Annotated in this window: 12 protein-coding genes and 2 pseudogenes; 11 read left to right on the top strand and 3 right to left on the bottom strand. The window is 50.4% G+C overall.

Annotation, left to right across the window (positions count from 1 at the left end):
• Positions 1-57: 57 nt before the first annotated feature.
• Together ACE5LO_RS26555 and ACE5LO_RS26560 are read right to left on the bottom strand one after the other, a co-directional pair.
• Entirely contained in the window at positions 58-663 is a 606-nt protein-coding gene (locus ACE5LO_RS26555) for a PepSY-associated TM helix domain-containing protein (RefSeq protein WP_375522927.1), read from the bottom strand.
• Positions 664-853: 190 nt separating this feature from the next.
• Positions 854-1753: a helix-turn-helix domain-containing protein gene (locus tag ACE5LO_RS26560; RefSeq protein WP_375522928.1), complete on the bottom strand. Its 900-nt coding sequence runs from the start codon at positions 1751-1753 to the stop codon at positions 854-856.
• 129 nt (positions 1754-1882) lie between these two features.
• Here ACE5LO_RS26560 and ACE5LO_RS26565 point away from each other — a divergent pair, with 129 nt between their 5' ends.
• From ACE5LO_RS26565 to ACE5LO_RS26605, 9 genes are all read left to right on the top strand, one after another.
• A complete protein-coding gene (locus tag ACE5LO_RS26565; RefSeq protein ID WP_375522929.1) occupies positions 1883-2728 on the top strand; it encodes a sugar phosphate isomerase/epimerase family protein in 846 nt (281 codons plus the stop codon).
• A gap of 22 nt (positions 2729-2750) precedes the next feature.
• Positions 2751-3782 carry a Gfo/Idh/MocA family protein gene (locus ACE5LO_RS26570; protein WP_375522930.1) on the top strand — a complete coding sequence of 344 codons (1032 nt, stop codon included), beginning with the start codon at positions 2751-2753 and terminating at the stop codon, positions 3780-3782.
• A 185-nt stretch (positions 3783-3967) separates the two neighbouring features.
• Positions 3968-5773 (top strand): cache domain-containing sensor histidine kinase, encoded by a 1806-nt coding sequence (locus tag ACE5LO_RS26575; RefSeq protein ID WP_375522931.1) that lies wholly within the window; start codon positions 3968-3970, stop codon positions 5771-5773.
• Positions 5766-6995 (top strand): response regulator, encoded by a 1230-nt coding sequence (locus ACE5LO_RS26580; RefSeq protein WP_375522932.1) that lies wholly within the window; start codon positions 5766-5768, stop codon positions 6993-6995. Before ACE5LO_RS26575 ends, ACE5LO_RS26580 begins: the two co-directional genes overlap by 8 nt.
• A 210-nt stretch (positions 6996-7205) precedes the next feature.
• A complete protein-coding gene (locus tag ACE5LO_RS26585; protein WP_375522933.1) occupies positions 7206-8261 on the top strand; it encodes an ABC transporter substrate-binding protein in 1056 nt (351 codons plus the stop codon).
• Between the two features lie 62 nt (positions 8262-8323).
• Entirely contained in the window at positions 8324-9427 is a 1104-nt protein-coding gene (locus ACE5LO_RS26590) for an ABC transporter ATP-binding protein (protein WP_375522934.1), read from the top strand.
• Entirely contained in the window at positions 9411-11105 is a 1695-nt protein-coding gene (locus ACE5LO_RS26595; protein ID WP_375522935.1) for an ABC transporter permease, read from the top strand. The genes ACE5LO_RS26590 and ACE5LO_RS26595 overlap by 17 nt, the downstream gene beginning before the upstream one ends.
• Positions 11106-11185: 80 nt before the next feature.
• Complete coding sequence (locus ACE5LO_RS26600; RefSeq protein ID WP_375522936.1) at positions 11186-12439, top strand: extracellular solute-binding protein; 1254 nt, start codon at positions 11186-11188, stop codon at positions 12437-12439.
• Positions 12440-12498: 59 nt separating this feature from the next.
• Positions 12499-13404 (top strand): protein phosphatase 2C domain-containing protein, encoded by a 906-nt coding sequence (locus ACE5LO_RS26605; protein ID WP_375522937.1) that lies wholly within the window; start codon positions 12499-12501, stop codon positions 13402-13404.
• 57 nt (positions 13405-13461) lie between these two features.
• Here the strand turns inward: ACE5LO_RS26605 and ACE5LO_RS26610 are convergent, their stop codons facing one another.
• Complete coding sequence (locus ACE5LO_RS26610) at positions 13462-14001, bottom strand: GNAT family N-acetyltransferase (protein ID WP_375522938.1); 540 nt, start codon at positions 13999-14001, stop codon at positions 13462-13464.
• Between the two features lie 272 nt (positions 14002-14273).
• Between ACE5LO_RS26610 and ACE5LO_RS26615 the strand changes: the two are divergent.
• Positions 14274-16889, top strand: a pseudogene (locus ACE5LO_RS26615) (DUF5695 domain-containing protein); the annotation flags it as partial.
• A 379-nt stretch (positions 16890-17268) separates the two neighbouring features.
• A pseudogene (locus ACE5LO_RS26620) lies at positions 17269-18026 on the top strand (hypothetical protein); the annotation flags it as partial.

The following is an 18026-nucleotide window of genomic DNA, read 5'->3' on the forward strand; positions in this document are numbered from 1 at the left end:
AAAAAAATGACTTTCATGGAGAATGGAACTACACAATTTCGCCTAAAAACAGGTAGTTTATTTTGCTACAATCCCTAAAGGTATCGCAATAACAAGTCCCAATATGGCGTGAATCTTTTGAAATTTAAGTTTGTTGGTTCCTTGTTTCGGCTTGATGGCAAGCAACTTCTTTTTAAAAGTCATATATGTACCTGAGACAATTAGAAATATGGTCCAACAAGCAGTCAATTCAACTAAATAGCGGATAAATGTGCTTCCAGTAAAAAGGGAGCTATGAAAGTTTCTCATAAAATTAGAGTATGTGTATTTAGCATTTTGAGCAGCGACGATTTGATTGTTGTTGTCCAAAAAAATATAACGGGATTCGCCTTCCTCATTGCTGATCGTAACTCTGTTGTTATAGGGCTCCTCCATCATGCTGATTTTTTCAATGTTATAACCTGGGTATTTGTCGCTTATTTCCTTAATAGCATCATCTATACTTTGATTTACTTTGATACCGCTTTGTCCGAAAAATTCTTTTTGATACATGTTATTTTCGACATCCGTATAAAATAAATAACCGATACCCGACAGGGTCAATGTTAAAAGCAGGGGTGTAATAAACCAGGCAGCATAAAAATGAAGTCTTCGGAAAGGATTAAATGTGTTTTTGTTGTTCATATCAATCTCCTTCTATTGATTATAGTAGTTTCAGCTGTTTATCGATCAGAACAAAATAATGTTAATTTAATGGTGCATAAAAAAATATGACTCGAACGGGCCAGTTTGGTTCCGTATTGTGAAGAATTCTTGAAATATTCAAAACAAGAAGCAGGGCTGCGCAAACTGGTGCGCAGTTTTTTTGCGCTTGTTACAGAATCCGGGATACATTGCGGTAAGCGCGCGGAGGCATGCCTTCACTTTTGCGGAACAGGCGGCTGAAGTAGTGGATGTCCGGATATCCTGCCGACCGCCCAACCTCTTCAATGGTAAGGTCGGTCTCCCGCAGCAGCCTTCTCGCTTCGCGGAGCCGCAGCATCTGGATATATTCACCAGGAGGCATGCCTGCTATCTTTTTGAACACCTTGATCATATGATCCTCATTCATGCAGAGCCGTTCGGCGAGCAGGGGATTGGACCACGAGGCGGCAGGATCGCTTTCCATCGCCGCCATCAATTCCAGCATCCGGTTGCCCTGCTGCGGCAGCTTCACAGGATCATAGCTTTTTTGCGCCCTGAGCAGCAGGCCGAGAATCTGAAGCATGAGGCCTTTGCATATGACGCTGAAGCCGGGCGGGCGCATCGTAAATTCGTGGACAAGCTGCTCCATAAGCTGCACGCAGAGCGGAGAGGGGGCATACAGCCAGCGGCTTGATAAAGGCTCGAAGCCTTCGGCTACCGCCTCAACGCCGAATTTTCCCTCCTCAACCCGAGCCTCGTTCACCACCATATCCGTATCGTTCAGAATCGTCATTTCATGGAAGAAATCAAAGTGAATTCCGATAAATTGGGCGTGTGGGGAAGATAACACTTCATTTCGATGATAGACACCGGCCGGAATAAAGAGCAGCCTCCCGGCCGGTATGGTAATGGTTGTCCCGTCCTGCAGATGCGTGGCCGCTTCCCCCTTGCGCACATATAGCAGCTCAAAATCATAAATCCTTCTTCCTGGCAGAGTACCCGGGGGAAGCTTCTGAAAGCGGGCATAATGGATGCCCGGAGACCATTCTATGAAGGATGTCGTCTTTTGATAAAGACCGGAATTGTGCAAAAGGTTCCCTTCTTTCCCTAAATCATTTCCGCCAGTCTTCTGATAAAATATCCGTGATTCATATGGATAATCATACCCTTTCTACAGAGAGAAGCAAGCGCTGCTCTGTATAGGACAGGAGGCGGTATTGTGAAAAAAGGCATCAACATTTGGTCGTTTCCGGGGGACATGCCTATTGCGGAATGTGCTGAAATTGCCAAAGACGCGGGTTTTGCAGGCATTGAACTGGCTCTTACCGAACAGGGAGAGCTGGGGCTGAACATTGGGGACAAGGATGCTATTCGCATTAAGGATTCTGTACACAGCGCAGGGCTGGAGATCGCGGGTCTTGCGACCGGACTGTATTGGGATTACTCCATGACAAGCGATGATCCCGGCGTAAGGCAGAAGGCGGTTGATATCTGCAAAAAGCAGCTTGATCTTGCCCAGGTCCTTGGCGTGGACGCCATTCTGGTCATCCCCGGCGCGGTAGGCGTCGATTTTATCCCGGATTTCCCGGCGGTAAGCTATGACAAGGTGTATGAGCGGGCTTTGGAAGCCGTATCCGGCCTCGCCGATTACGCGCGTGCTGCAGGTGTTGCCATCGCACTGGAGAATGTCTGGAACAAGTTTTTCCTCTCGCCCCTGGAGCTGAAAGGATTTATTGATACCGTTGGCTCGGATCATGTCGGTTCTTATTTTGACGTTGGCAATGTTGTGCATTCCGGATATCCGGAGCACTGGATCAGCATCCTGGGCCATCGGATCAAGAAGGTTCATTTCAAGGATTACAGGCGCGAAGTGGGGGGATTGGCTGGCTTTGTCGATCTGCTCGCAGGGGATGTGAATTATCCGGCTGTCGTCGAAGCGCTGCAGGCCATCGGATACGACAATTACGTAACTGCGGAAATGATTCCGTCCTACAAGCATCATTCCGTTCAGATTGTATACAATACGTCCCGTTCGATGGACGCCATCCTGCAGGATACAAAGTGATTGAATCAGGGAGGAGAGCCTCATGCTGAACATTGGATTGGTAGGCTACGGGTTTATGGGACATATGCATCTGGAAAACTATGTCCGTATGATGAGGGAAGGCATGCCCATTCAAGTGGCGGCGATCTGCGATGTGCGGATTGACGAGCTCAAGCATGAGAAGGTGGAAGGCAATATCTCCACAGAGACGGACACAAGCCCAATCGAGCTGTCCGCTTTCCGGCTATATAAGGATTTGGAGGACATGCTACAGAACGAAAAGCTGGATGTGATCGATATTACACTGCCTACTGATCTGCATGCGGATATCGCCTGTGATCTGCTGCAGTGGGGCTATCATGTGTTTTGTGAAAAACCGATGGCTATCAACTCGGAGGAAGCGGCACGCATGGCAGAGACTGCCCGCACAAGCAGGGGAAAGCTGATGATCGGCCAATGTCTCCGCTTCTGGCCCGCTTATGTCTACCTGAAGGAGACGGTGGACAGCGGCAGATTCGGACAGGCGACAGGCGGTTATTTCTTTCGCGGCAGCGAGGCTCCGAAGGGATGGCTGCTGCAAGCCAAGCGCAGCGGGGGAGCGCTGCTTGATATGCATATTCACGATTCCGACGTCATCCAGTGGATTTTCGGGATGCCAGAGCAGGTATCGACCATTGCCCGCAGCTGTATCCCGGGCAGTGGATACGATATCGCCTCAACCCATTATCTCTACGAGGACGGCAAAGTGTTGAACGCCCAGGTAGATTGGACGCTGGAAGGAGATTTCGGGTTCTCGATGACATATCGGGTGAATTTTGAAAAAGGCAATCTGGTGTTTGAAAACGGCAAGGTCAAGGTTCACCCGGGCGACGCTCCGGGTTTTGTGGCCGAGCTGTCAGATGAAATGGGATATTATCCGCAGCTGCGTTACTTCCTGGAGCGTGTCATGAGTGGGGAGCCGATCCGGAGAACGACACCGGAAAGCGCGCTTCTCTCCGTCAGGCTCGTGGAAGCAGAGATGCTGTCTGCATCCCGGAACGGGGACAAGATTTCCTTGTCCAAAACGCCTGTTTGACAATCAACCTATCTATCCGCAGCAGCGGAGAGGGGGAAGCAATTCCGGAAAAGCGGAGGCGTCTCAGAACATAAAAGGAATCCCCAGGTCAATGAGACTTTGGGGATTCCTTTTAATGGATTGGTAGATTTGAGATTCTGTGCTATATTGATTGAAATTCAAACCGTGAGACGGGTGAAACGATCATGAAATCCTGGATGGACCGATTGTATGCGATGGAACTTCGCACGAAGCTGATGCTGCTTTTTTTGCTGATTGCCGTCATTCCTCTTGCTGTTCTCGGCATTTTCTCCTATAACAAAGCCTCAAGCGAAATTCAGACCAAAGCCTATGAAATCATCCTGGAGAACCTTTCTCAGGTTAACTACAGCCTCAATTATTTCGTGCAGGACATAGAACAACTCTCCATGTATCTGTACGGCAATGAAGAGATTCAGAGCATTCTGGCCAAGTCGGCATCAAGAAGTGTATCCGAGAAATATGAAGATCAGCAGACCGTAAACCGGATTCTCAACAGCTTTCTTGGCTTCAAATCCTGGGATATACAGCTTTATGTGCTTGGTGAGAACGGAGACCGGTATTTTACCGGTGATTTTATGCCAAGCTCGTACCTTCACTACAATCCGGACTGGGGGTTATTCCGTAAGGCGAGACTCGCGGGCGGCGATGTCGTCTGGGATACCCATTACTCCCTGAGGCAGTTCGAAGATTACGGGGCCGTACTCAGCTCGGGCAGGCTGCTCAAGCAGATTGATTCAGGCAGGCCCTTGGGGTATTTTGTCGTGGACATTATGGAGCCTGCGCTGGCGGATATCTATGACAAAGCCCATCAGTACGAAGGAGGAGAGGTGTATCTGCTGGACAGCAAGGGGTACATCATCTCCAGTACGCCATCCAAGCTGGCCGTCGGCACACGGCTGGATAAAAGCTACTTGACCGTGTTGCTTCAGGGAAAAAAGGGCTTCTTTGGCATAGAGGAAAATGGAACGAAATGTGTAGTCATCTACGATACTTCCGACACGTACGGCTTCAAAATGATCAGTGTGGTGCCGGTCGCGGCCTTGACCGGGGAGAGCGCCAGCATCCGCAATTTGACGATCTTCATCGTTATTTTCGGTGTGCTTATCTCTTACTGTACGGCATATCTTCTGTCCGATTACATTACCCGTCCGCTCCGTAAGCTGCGCCGATTGATGAGACAGGTCGAGAAGGGGAATCTTGACGTCAGTTTTACCTCCAGGTACAGGGATGAGGTAGGGCACCTGGGTTCTACCTTCAACCAGATGCTGCACCGGATCAAATATCTGATCAGCCAGGTGTACGAGAAGCAGTTGAAGGCGCAGGAGGCCGAGATCAAGGCGATTCAGGCGCAGTTTACACCTCATTTTCTATATAACGCCCTTGATTCCATCAACTGGATGGCCAGAATTCACCGTATTGAGGTGATCAGCAGTATTGCCGTATCGCTGGGCAGCCTGCTGCGGTTCAGTATCCGGCGCGGCAATACCGTCATTCCCATCCGTGAGGACTTTCAGCAGATCCGCAACTATTTGACCATCCAGGAGATTCGCTTTCATGACAAAATTACCATTCTGCTGAATGTCGATGATGACGTGCTGGATCTGTACATTCCGAAGCTGCTTATCCAGCCCTTGGTGGAAAATGCGATCAGCCATGGACTGGAGATGAAGGCAGAGCGGGGCAATCTTCAAATATCGGCTCGGCTGCATGAGGACACGGTGCTGATACTGGTGGAGGATAACGGAACAGGGATTGAGCAGGACAAGCTGCACAGTATTTTGAGCGGGCGGTATGAACCGGGGCAAACGGCGAATACAGGAATCGGTCTGCGCAACCTGATCCGCAGGCTGGAGCTTCATTTTGGAAGTACTTATGATTTGAAGATTGACAGCACGCCCGGTCAGGGGACGAAGGTGTGTCTCGTGATTCCGGCCATTAGAAATGCCGAGGAGGTGCAAAGTTATGTATAAGGTAATGATTGCGGATGACGAATGGATGATACGGGAGGGGCTTAGGCAGACGATTGATTGGGGGAAGCTGGACTGCAGAATCGTGGCGGAGGCCTCCGACGGCAGCCGGTCGCTGCAGGAAATTCAAAATCACCGACCGGATATTCTGATTTCGGATATCCGGATGCCCGGGCTGGACGGGCTGAGCATGGCCGCAGCAGCAAAACAGTGCTGTCCCGAGCTTAAAATTATTTTCCTGACCGGCTTTGATGACTTCTCCTATGCTCAGCAGGCGATAAAGCTGCAGGCGTCCGATTTTGTGCTGAAGCCCACCGATCCGGAGGCTTTAATCCAGGCAGTAGAGAAGGTATGCCGTCAGATTGATGATGTCAGGAGCAAGGCTTTGACCGTTAAGCAGCTAAGCGACTGGAGGATGGAGCGTGAATCGCTGGTCGTTGAGAAGCTGCTGCGGGATCGTCTGGTCGGCATTGTGGATCATTCTGTTACCGAAATGCTGTATGAGATGCTGGACCGGGTGTCGATTGCAGCAGGCTTTCAGATCGTATGCGTCAAAGCTGCTCCAGAGGACCGGACGACGGCTGGACAGCCAGAACGCTGGGGAGCGCTGCAGGAGCTGCAGCCGGTTATGCTGGGTCCGCTGGTCAGGATGAATGAAAACGAGGCTGTGCTGATCCTGTCCGCGGAGCATGGGAATCCGCAGCTTCTGGAGAAGGCGGCATCCCGCATGCAGAAGAGCGTAATTGGCTTGGGGGTAAGCGTAGTGTACAGAGAGCTGAAGATGCTGGACACGGCTTATAAAGAGGCATGTGAAGCCGCCAAAGTAATAGGGATTGGAAATCGTGTGGGCGTTCATGTATACGGCGATATGCAAAGTCTGGATAAAAAGGCACTGCATGCAGATGGCTTCCGGCAGGTGGAGATATACATTCAGAAGCATTTTACGGAAGAGCTCAGTCTGCAGCGCCTGGCATCCCGCTTCCATCTAAGCGAAGCGCATTTCAGCCGCCTATTCCGCAAGCGTACCGGGATCAGCTTTATCGATTATGTGACTCAGGTCAGAATGGAGCAGGCCAAGAAGCTGCTTGGTGAGGAGACAACCCGGGTATATGAAGTGTCCCAGGCTGTAGGGTATCAGGATTCCAGGTATTTCAGCCAGATTTTCCGTAAATATACCGGTGAAACGCCATCCGAGTATAGGAAGCGTGTTTTGAACATTACATAATGTGATATGTACATGTCTGATTTACCAGGGGATTTGGTGAAGGCTGCTGTTATGAGGCAGGCTTCTTTTTTTATTTAATCTATATGAGAATAGAACAAAATATTAAACAATCCTGCAATTTTGTCTCATTGTAGCTCTTGTTCGATCTCCGTATAGTTAAAGTAAGCAAAGTGATAGAAAAATTAACATAAAAATGAGGGGAGCAAAAAAATGAGGAAAATATGGTTATCAGGTTTAATGGGTGTAATATTGACGTCAGTTCTGTTAACGGCTTGCGGATCGGATACAGGCACTTCCACAGCTACCGACGCTTCGAATGCAGCTGCCGATTCAGATTCGGGCACGCTGACCATCTACTCTCCTAACGCTGCTGAAATCAACAACCCGATCATCAAGGAATTTCAGGAACGCACAGGTATTACGGTCGATTTGATTACCGGAGGAACAGGTGAACTCCTCAAGCGTGTGCAGGCTGAATCCGGCAACCCGCTCGGCGATGTGTTCTGGGCTGGCGGCGCGGACTCCCTGGCTTCTTATAGCGAATACTTTGAGCCTTACAAGACCTCGGAATATGACAATCTTCTCCCGAATTACGTCGATGAGTCCAATACCTGGACCCCGTTCAACGCGCTTCCGATGGTCATCACCTATAACAAAGAAATAGTGTCCGAGCAAGATCTTCCTAAGTCCTGGGAGGACCTGCTGAAGCCCAAATGGAAAGGTCAAATCGCTTTTGCCGACCCGAGTAAATCCGGCTCCTCCTATACGCAGGCAGTGACCATGCTGACTGCGTTTGGAAGAGACAATGAGAAGGGCTGGGATTTTGTTAAAAAGCTGGTGGCCAATATGGATGGCAAAATTTTATCCGGATCCAGTCTTGTGCAGCGTGCGGTGCCGGACGGTGAGTTCGCACTGGGCATCACCCTTGAAGACGCGGCTCTCCGATACATTGAGGGCGGCTCGCAGATCGGCATTATTTATCCTGAGGAAGGCACCTCTGCCGTACCAGACGGCGCGGCCATCATCAAAGGCACCAAGCATCTGAATGAAGCACAGCAGTTCATTGATTTTGTAGTCAGCAAGGACGTGCAGGAGCTTGTGCAGGATGAATTCAAGCGCCGTTCGATCCGGAAGGATGTCGATCCGGTAGAGGGGTTGCCGCAAACCGCCGACATTAAGCTGGTGGATTACGATTTCAAATGGGCTTCCGACCATAAAGATGAAGTGATCGGGAGATTCGTCGGAATCATGATGGGAGCGGAGTAAGAACAATGAACACGGTCAGCCCGATAACGGCTGACCGTATTCTCTAGAAGAGGAGGCAGAAGATGAGCAGAGTGGTGTTTGATCATGTAACCAAATACTTCGGCGAGCATAAAGCGGTGAACGACGCGAGCTTCACGATAGAAGAGGGCGAATTCTTTACGCTGCTCGGTCCGAGCGGCTGCGGCAAAACGACGCTGCTTCGCACGATTGCGGGCTTTTACATGCAGGAGGAAGGCAATCTTTATTTCGGGAATCAGGTCATCAACGATGTTCCGACCCATGAGCGCAATATCGGCATGGTATTTCAGAATTATGCGATCTTCCCGCATCTCAGCGTATTTGACAACGTCGCCTACGGTCTTAAAGCGCGCAAAGTGCCAAAGAAGGAAATCGAAAGCCGGGTGATGGAGGCGCTGGAACTGGTCGAGCTGGCCCATCTCCGGGACCGGATTCCGAATAATATGAGCGGAGGGCAGCAGCAGCGGATTGCCCTTGCCCGCGCTATCGTTATCCGTCCCGCACTGCTTTTGATGGACGAGCCGTTGTCGAACCTGGACGCCAAGCTCAGGGTGAAGATGCGGACCGACATCCGCAAGCTGCAGAAGGAGCTGAATATCACGACGATTTATGTCACGCATGATCAGGAGGAGGCGCTTGCCGTATCCGACAGGATTGCTGTCCTGAGTGAAGGTGTCGTTCAGCAGATCGCGTCTCCGCGTGATATTTACATGTACCCGCAGAATCAGTTTGTGGCGAATTTTATCGGGTCCTCCAATTTCCTTGAGGGTGTCTGCACCTTCCAGGACAATCAGGAGCCGCAGGGCGTGATCAAGCTGCTGGAGACTGAACTGTGTCTGCCTTTGCACCGGTCCTATTCCGGAAAGGTCATGTTTTCCGTTCGTCCGGAGCAGATTCATATTTCCACAGATCCGGGCTCCGAGTATCCGGTGCAGGGAACAATTCAGGCCGTCAGCTTCCTGGGGGATAAGGTGAGTTATTTGACCAGACTGCAGGATGGCAGCATCATCGATATTCATGATTATCCGGGGAAAGGGCAAACGCTTCTGCAGGAGAAGCAGCAGCTCTTCCTGGATCTGCAGCTTCATCGTTCCGTGATGTATGACGGGGAAGGCCGGGAGGTGATTTACAGTGCAGGCGAAGCTTGAGCCACAGGCCGCAGCGACCGTGATCCGCCAGCGGCTGCTGCTGAGAAAATGGGATTTCTGGACTTTTGTTATGGTCATTGTGTATCTATTCATGGCTGCCTTTATCGTCTATCCGCTGGTGTCTCTGCTGTTTAACAGCTTCATGGGGAAGGACGGCGGGTTGACCCTGGAGAACTATCTGAGCTTTTTTAAGCTGAAATATTATCATCAGGCGCTGCTGAACAGTTTTATCGTATCAGGGCTTGCTACTGTACTGGCCATATTGATCGGGCTGCCGCTCGCTTATATTGCCACCCGGTATGATATCAAATTCAAGGGGCTGATGCAGATGATGGTCATCATGTCCCTGTTTTCTCCTCCTTTTATCGGAGCTTATTCCTGGATTCTGCTAATGGGCAATAACGGTTTTATTACCCGCTTCATCCGTGATTTGGGCATATCGGTGCCATCTATCTATGGATGGCACGGGATTGTGATTGTATTCGCGCTGCAGTTCTATCCGCATATTTTCCTGTATGTGTCAGGGGCGCTCAAAACGATCGATACCTCGCTCGAAGAAGCTTCCGAAAGCCTTGGCATGACAGCCTGGAACAGACTGCGCACCATCACACTGCCGCTGATCTTTCCGACGTTGTCAGCAGGGGCGCTCATGGTGTTCATGGCTTCCTTCGCGGATTTCGGCACCCCGATGCTGCTGGGGCAGGGCTACAAGGTACTGCCGATTCTTGCATATGAGCAGTTTATAAGTGAAATGGGCGGAAATCCGGCCATGGCCAGTACACTGAGCGTCATCATGATCTTTTTCTCGACTGTAATTCTTTTTGGACAGCGTTATTTCGTCTCCCGCAAAAACTATTCGATGAGCGGCATGCGCACTCCGGTTGTGAAAAAGCTGAAGCCGCTGCCGAAGGTTCTGATGACTATACTGGCGTTCATACCGGCGTGCATTTCCATTCTGCCGCAGCTTACAGTGCTGATCACTTCCTTCCTGGCCAAGAGCGGTCCGGTGTTCCATAGAGGATTTAGCCTGGACAGTTATAAGGAAGTGTTTTTCCGGGTACCAAAGGCGATTTTAAATACGTATTCGTATTCTGTGCTTTCGATCATTATGATGGTTGTTGCCGGAATGCTGATTGCTTATCTGCTTGTACGCCGCAAGTCCAAATTTACCGCTCTGATCGACAGCATTATCATGATTCCTTACATTATGCCGGGGACCGTGCTCGGGATCAGCCTGATTATCGCGTTCAACAAGCCGCCGATAGTGCTGACAGGGACGTGGATCATCCTGGTGATTGCTTATGTGGTACGGAAAATTCCTTATACCATCCGCTCCAGCACCGCCATTCTTCATCAGCTTGACCGGAGTGTGGAAGAGGCTTCCATCAGCTTGGGAGTTCCGCCAATGAAGACATTCTTCAAGACAACCGGCCGTCTGATGGCACCAGGTGTGATTTCCGGGGCCATTCTCAGCTGGATAACAACGATCAACGAGCTCAGCTCGACACTGGTGCTTTATTATGGAGCCACCGCCACCATCTCGGTCACGATCTACAGTGAGGTATTCACCTCCAACTATGGAACAGGCGCTGCTCTCGCTTCCATTCTTACGTTAACCACCTTGCTGTCGCTCATCATCGCGAGTAGGCTGTCCGGAGGGAAAGGATTGTCACTGTAGCAAGAAATATCTGTGGTTCTCTTTTGCGGCACATCCCTTTTATAATCAGGAGCAAGGTGTAACACAAGGGGGCGTACCCGATGACGGAGGGGAAAAAGCGAATCTGGAGCAAAAACAGAAGCATTTGGGCTTTGATGGTACTGATCCTGGCAAGCAGTGTGCTCGTATACTCCACCTATTTCCACCAGCTCGGGCAGCTGCCTGAGCAAAGAGTCATGGAAACGGAGCCGATCGAGTGCTGGATTTATGACAGTTCCTGGGAAACGATGATGGAGATTTTTCAAAAACAGCATCCCGGGATTGAAGTGAACGTCAGGGTGTTTCATTCTTATGATTCGTTGTATACCGAGCTGCTTGCCGCAATATCGGCAGGAAAAGCACCGGATGTGGCCGAGCTGAACAGCTTCTACGGATTGGCCAATCTGGTGGAATTGGGGGCTCTGCAGCAGACGAAGCTTTACGAAGCCGTACCATTTGACATGCTGCCTTCTGCCAAAGCGGCGTTTACTTATAAGGAGGAGCAGTGGGCCGTCCCGGTGGGCGCCTCCGTTCCGGTCGTATTTTATAATCGGGATAAACTGACGCGCGCGGGATTTGCTGAGGTTATGCCGTTCGCGGATTTGACGGAAATGGCCACAGCCCTTTCCGCCTGGGTGGACAGCCTCAGCACACGCAACGTTTCGCTCAAATGGAAGCAGGTGCTGGCCGTCGACGATGTTTTGCCTTTTCTGTTCCTCAATTTATGGGGGAGGCCTGGTGAAGAGGAAAGGCAGGCGAAGCTAAAGGAACTGTTGGAGGCCTGGAACGGTCTTGTCTTTCGCTCCGGAATTATGAGTCCGCTGCAGCATCGTCTGGCTTCCAGCGAGTTTATGAACGGGGAGACCCTATTCCTGATTTCGGATTCTAAAAACATCCAATGGCTCGACCGCTACATTGCGGGAAAGTTCAACTATGGAATGTTTCTGCTTCCGGGGGCTGCCGACCAAGGGCTTCAGCCGCGGATCGACGGTTTCGCCGTCCTGGCCGGAGAGGACCGAAGCCCGTATACGGCCCAACTGACCGGATTTCTTTCATCCTACGGGCAGCAGTATTCGTTGTTTGCGGGGACGGGCTATATTCCTGTCCGCCTGGATGTACTGTCAGAGCTGGAGCGGAATACCGGTCAGGAACTACTCTATAAGCAATTGCTGGATGCAAAGGGATTGTTCAGGGAGCTGCGCCCTGCAATAGATGATGAGCGCAGTTGGACTGAGATCAATCGGCTGATGGAGCAATTGGAGGCTGTGCCGGAGTCGGAGGCCGGAACGAAGGAGCTTCTTCATTTGCTTCCGTAGCTTCACGAAATTATTGAATATTATTCCTGCACCGGCGAACCAAAGGAGGGATTTGCGCTATGGAAGTGCAAGCTTTATCGGTAAAAGGAAGTGGCATCTGGAACGAGGATGCCATGATTGCAAACAAGGAAGCAAGCATTTACGGAGTGGTGGACGGGGCGACGTCGCTTGTGCCTTTTCGTGGACCTGAAGGTGAAACCGGGGGAAGAATGGCCTCTCAGTTGCTGATGCATTATTTCGAACAAATCGGTACAGGGGAAGAGAGGACGCTGGAGGAGCTGACCAGGGAGGCGAACCGGCTGCTGGGTGAAGAAATGCAGGCCTACGGGATTCCGATGGCGGCGAAGGACCAGCTCTGGACGGCAGGCATAGCCGTTGTACGGATTACGGACCATCATATTGAGTACGTTCAGTCCGGTGATTGCATGATTATGGCTTCCTACGCGGATGGAAGTGTCCGTGCCGTTACAAGGGACCATGTGGCTCATATTGACTATGAATCGAAGTTGATCTGGAAGGAGGCGATCCAGGGGGGAGTACGGACGAAAGACGTTTTGTGGGAGCTAGTGAAGCCGCGCATTTTGCAAAATAAAGAAAAAATGAACACTGATCACGGGTACTCGGTGCTTAATGGCCGTCCGGATACGGAGTGCTATATCGAGTACGGTAAAATCAACCGCATCCAACTGACAGGTCTGCTCCTGTATACGGACGGGCTCTATTATCCTGAAGGAGAGAGCGGGGAGAGGACCTACAGTGCCGAGGAGACACTATTGAAGCAGATTATTGCGCTTGGACTGGAGCCGTATACCGAATGGCTGATCGATGCCGAGAACGGTGATCCGGAATGTATCCGCTATCCGCGCTTTAAAGTTTCCGATGATAAAACCGGGATATGGCTGAATATATCCGGCAGTCAACCGATTGATATTCAGAAAGAAAAGCGATATTTTGCCAGCATTTGATCCGCTGAAAAAGCAGGCCGTCCTCAGCTCCGCAGAGAGGGGACGGCTTTTTGGTTGCTATTCTTTTAACCTGCCCATCACCACCGTATTGTAAAATCCGCCGTCGGCCAGCAGTTTGTCGTTCTTCAGTACACCCTCAATTTCGAAGCCCAGCTTTTGATACAGTGAAATGGCCTTGTCGTTCGTCTCCAGTACGTTCAGGGTCATTTTTTGAATGTCTGTGCTATCGGCCCAACCGATCGACTCCTGAAGCAGATTTTTTCCTATACCATAACCCCAGTAATCCTTCAATACACAAACTCCAAACTCAACCTTGTGGGAAAACCGTTTTAAATCATTGCCTTCGCACCTGGAAAATCCGATGATCCGGTTACTAACCTCGGCCACCAAAAACAAGTTTCGTGGCTTGTCTGTGTCTGTTTTTATCAGCTGCTCAAATCCCGGAATATCTATGAAGGCCTCTCCGGGTTCCCTGTCCAGATACTCGGTCTCGCCATCAATCTGCAATCTTAATTCGGATAGCTGTTCCGCGTCTTCAGGGACGGCTGATCTTATGCTGAAGGCGATTCCTTTGTTATGTATTTCCTGTTTATTCAACTTTGGCTCTCCTATTCAGCGGCAATGCGCTATGAGATTTAGATTCTATTAAAGAATAACTTCAATTCATAGAGTAAATTCGCCTCAGGCTTTTCGTCAAGCATCTATTTGGAAGGGACATCACCATGAGCGGAGTAGGACAGGTATTCATTTCCAATCTCATATAATTCCATATAATAGATTTGTAGAGAGGAGGTGGTTTGCAAAAGCGGATGAATTCGAAGGAGCGTGCTGTTTTGGTCATTGCGGATTAGATGAAGGGGGAACAGCGTATGAGAGAATTTAAACAAGCAGCCGTCTATAACCTCTCTAATGGAAACTTTCGGGTGACGGTCGGAAATTACGGAGAAATTACGAATCTGCAGATTGTCGGTGACAGCTTCCCGACCAACTATGTGATGAATGCCACCAACGCCCCGCAGCAAAACACGTCCGAGCACCAGTGGCTGGGCGAGCTGATGTTTACGTACCGCCTGAATAATGGGGCATGGACGACAGCCTGGAGCAGCCGTTCTGCCGACGGACGGACCCAGAGTCAGAATGGCAGCACGGTCAACGTGACCTATCAAAACTCCAGTAATGCGCAGGGCATTCGCAATTTCAAAGTGGATGAATCCTACTCCCTGGTCAGCGATTATTTGCGCTGGTCGATCACAGTGACGAATACAAGTGGACAACCCCTTGAAATCGGGGATTTCGGCCTGCCGCTGCCGTTCAATGAGTATTGGTCCGGGGGCAATAACGAACAAATTTATGAAACCCGGGTCGTTACCCACTCCAATGTGGCCAACAACAATTCCTATATTACGGTTCAGCGACCGAGCGGAATCGGAAACACGCTTCTTATGATTCCTGATGCCTCCACCGGCGCAGGCTTTGAATATATGGACAACTGGCGTGTCGAAGAGCATTCTGGCAGCACATGGGCGGCCGACCAGGGCGGCTGGCCCGAAGGCTTGACGGTGTTCTATATCCATTCCAATGTGATCAAGAGCACCAATCGCGGCTATTTGCCAAATACGAGCCTCGTGCTGGCGCCTGGAGAAAGCAAAACGTATGCGTTCAAATTTTTTAAAGCAGCAAATGAGCAGGCGGTAAAAGACAGGCTGTATGGAGAAGGTATGATTGATGTTACCGTCATCCCGGGCATGATCGTGCCGACGGATCAGACCGCCAAGTTCAGCCTGCGGACGAATAAGCAGATTGCGTCGCTCGCCGCGCAGTATGCTTCCCAGACGACGATCACTCCGCTTGGTACTGCGGCGGGAGGTCACCGCTTATATTCGCTTCAGCTTAGCCGCCTGGGTCAAAATAACATTACCGTCAACTACGGAAATGGCGAAAAAACTGTGCTGCAATTTTACGCTATCGAGCCGATTGGTGATGCTTTGCAGCGCCATGCGACCTTTATGGTCGAGAAGCAGCAGTGGAATGTGCCTGGTGATCTGCGCGACAAAGTCTTCGATGACTGGATGATGCAGACCAAATCACGCAGAAACGTGTTTAACGGGTATTGGGGCTGGGGCGACGATTGGGGGTATACGCATGGCCAGTTTCTGGCTGAGAAAAATGTGCAGAAGCCGGTCGCCTCGGAAATCACTGCAGTGGACAAGTATCTGGAAACGGCGATTTGGACCAATCTGATGAACGGACATCATTCGGATTATCTCATTCATGACTTTTTAATGCCTGAGCCCAATACGACGCCAACTTACCGGGGGTACGCTTATCCGCATGTGTACAACACCTATTTCAGCATGTACAAGATTGCCAAGCTGTACCCGAACATGGTGAGTTACATCCAACCCCGTACGACTTACCTGCTGCGCGCCTACAATATTTTCAAAGCCCTTTATGATGGTCCGGTTGCTTACAACTGGAATACCGGTCTGATGGGCGAAATGACGACACCTGACATCATCAAGGCCCTAAGGGATGAGGGTTATACGACACAGGCCAATGACCTTGCGGGTAAAATGGCAACCAAATACAACAACTTCAAAAATACAACGTACCCGTACGGGTCAGAGTACAACTACGACAATACCGGCGAGGAATCCGTCTACACGCTGGCGAAGATGAACAACAACCTTACCATGCAGCAAAAGATCAACACGAAGGTCCGGGCCACGCGTGGGCATATGCCGTTATGGTATTTTTACTCCGTGCCGGTTACGATTACCGGGGAACCGTGGTGGAACTTCCAGTACACCGTCGCTCTGCAGGGATATGCGATGGACGACTGGGTGCGCAATCATTCCGCCAATCCGGAGATTGAGCAGCGCCTGACCTATGCTTCCAAGCTTGGCAACCTTAGCGCGATCAACTCCGGGCAGATCAGCTCTGATCCGGCCAATATCGGCGCGGTGGCCTGGACTTATCAAATGACCAAAGGCAACTATGGCGCATTTGGCGTTGGAGGTGGACCGTTATTCAACGGCTGGCGGGGAATGTCCGGCGAAGCCGATCTTGGCCTGTGGGGCGCAATCAAAATTTTGAGTGCCGACGTGGCGGTCGACCCGCTCTTCGGATTGTACGGATACGGCTGTGAAGTGAGTGAGAGTGGGGGCAGCTATGTTATCACACCGAAGGACGGCGTGTTTCAGCGGCTGAACCTGATCACCGAAAAGCTGGGCATGTCATTGGAGCGCGACATTTACACGACGGCCACTGTGGCCAAGGACAAAAGCAATATCCGCTTCTCGCTAACCAGTACCACGCCCGGAGCAGCTCATACAACGAAAGTGTCATTCACCGGACTTCAGCCGGGATCTTATAACATCCTGATCAACGGCAGCGCGGCTGGGGGGCTGACTGTTGTGAGTGGACAAGCGGCTGTAGCCGAGCTGAGCATTGGGACGGCAACCGCTTACAATATCGAACTGCGGCGCTGATTCTTGATGCACATGGCGGTGAAGGATCAGCAGGAAGTACGAGTCCGAAATTTTGAAACTTGATGGTATGGTACTGATTATTCCAGAAAAAGCCGTCCTTCGCTTTAGTTGAAGGGCGGCTTTGCTGCTGAAAAGTATTCTGTATATTTTAATTTGTCTGTTATGGTCTTCATAGACGATTTTTAATTAGGGTATATTGGACTATAAAAATATCCCAAACATGTTCCGATATTGATAGGATAACCCATTTATATGGAAAAGGAGGGTATCTATAGATCCAGGATTTAAATCAGGAGAAACATACAGTTCATAGGAAGTCGAAAATAGAAGCAGAAAAAAAACGGATTTACAGAATTAGGAGGGTTCAGGTTATATGTTGCGTAAAAAAATAGGCGCGACTATTCTGGCTGTGGTGTTGTCTGCAGGCGGATGGTCCGTCCCTTCGGCAAATGCCGCCGAGTCACAGCTTCAGATAACAGAACAGCAGACGGCTCCCAACGCTGCAGTAGGAGAGAGTGTCTATACCGATGCACCTGCGCCGGTAATGCGGCTTACGGCTTTGGCCAATGAAAAACTAGTGGTCTATCCGGGAGAAAGCTATGAATTCAGCAATGATACCACTTCGCTCAAAACCATGACAAACGATGCCTCTTCCTCCAAACAGAACGTGATTGATTATGCCGTCTACCGGGAAGACGGAACAATATATTCGGATAATATGGACTCCGCCACGAACCCGGGCATTCCGGCAGGAGGCTGGGGGGTTATAACGGCTGTCGGCCCCAATCCGCTGACCGTAACGCTCAAGGATGGTATTTCCTACAGTGCTTCTTCTGTCCCGGCATTGGAACGCTATAAGCTGAACAAAGGAGACAGCTACCGAATCGTGAATGAAAGCGACAAATCAAGAGCGATCATGAGCGATGCTTCCTCCAAAGACGAAAAGCGCTATGACTATGCCACCTACAACGACGAAGGGGAGCCGAGCGGTTCGGATTTCAACAGTGTAGGCAAGCCAACTATCTCGGTGGGAGAAGAATTTATCGTCACCGGGGCCTCTTCCAACCCTGTTACCGTCGCCTTTCCTTATGGTTATTTTACGGCTGAGGTTAGTGCGGAACCCGCCTATAA

This window comes from Paenibacillus medicaginis, from assembly GCF_042138635.1.
Taxonomy (GTDB): domain Bacteria; phylum Bacillota; class Bacilli; order Paenibacillales; family Paenibacillaceae; genus Paenibacillus; species Paenibacillus medicaginis.

Coding starts and splice junctions, on each gene's coding strand:
- ACE5LO_RS26555 (WP_375522927.1), bottom strand. CDS start 663: ATGAACAACAAAAACACATTTAATCCTTTCCGAAGACTTCATTTTTAT.
- ACE5LO_RS26570 (WP_375522930.1), top strand. CDS start 2,751: ATGCTGAACATTGGATTGGTAGGCTACGGGTTTATGGGACATATGCAT.
- ACE5LO_RS26575 (WP_375522931.1), top strand. CDS start 3,968: ATGAAATCCTGGATGGACCGATTGTATGCGATGGAACTTCGCACGAAG.
- ACE5LO_RS26580 (WP_375522932.1), top strand. CDS start 5,766: ATGTATAAGGTAATGATTGCGGATGACGAATGGATGATACGGGAGGGG.
- ACE5LO_RS26585 (WP_375522933.1), top strand. CDS start 7,206: ATGAGGAAAATATGGTTATCAGGTTTAATGGGTGTAATATTGACGTCA.
- ACE5LO_RS26590 (WP_375522934.1), top strand. CDS start 8,324: ATGAGCAGAGTGGTGTTTGATCATGTAACCAAATACTTCGGCGAGCAT.
- ACE5LO_RS26600 (WP_375522936.1), top strand. CDS start 11,186: ATGACGGAGGGGAAAAAGCGAATCTGGAGCAAAAACAGAAGCATTTGG.
- ACE5LO_RS26605 (WP_375522937.1), top strand. CDS start 12,499: ATGGAAGTGCAAGCTTTATCGGTAAAAGGAAGTGGCATCTGGAACGAG.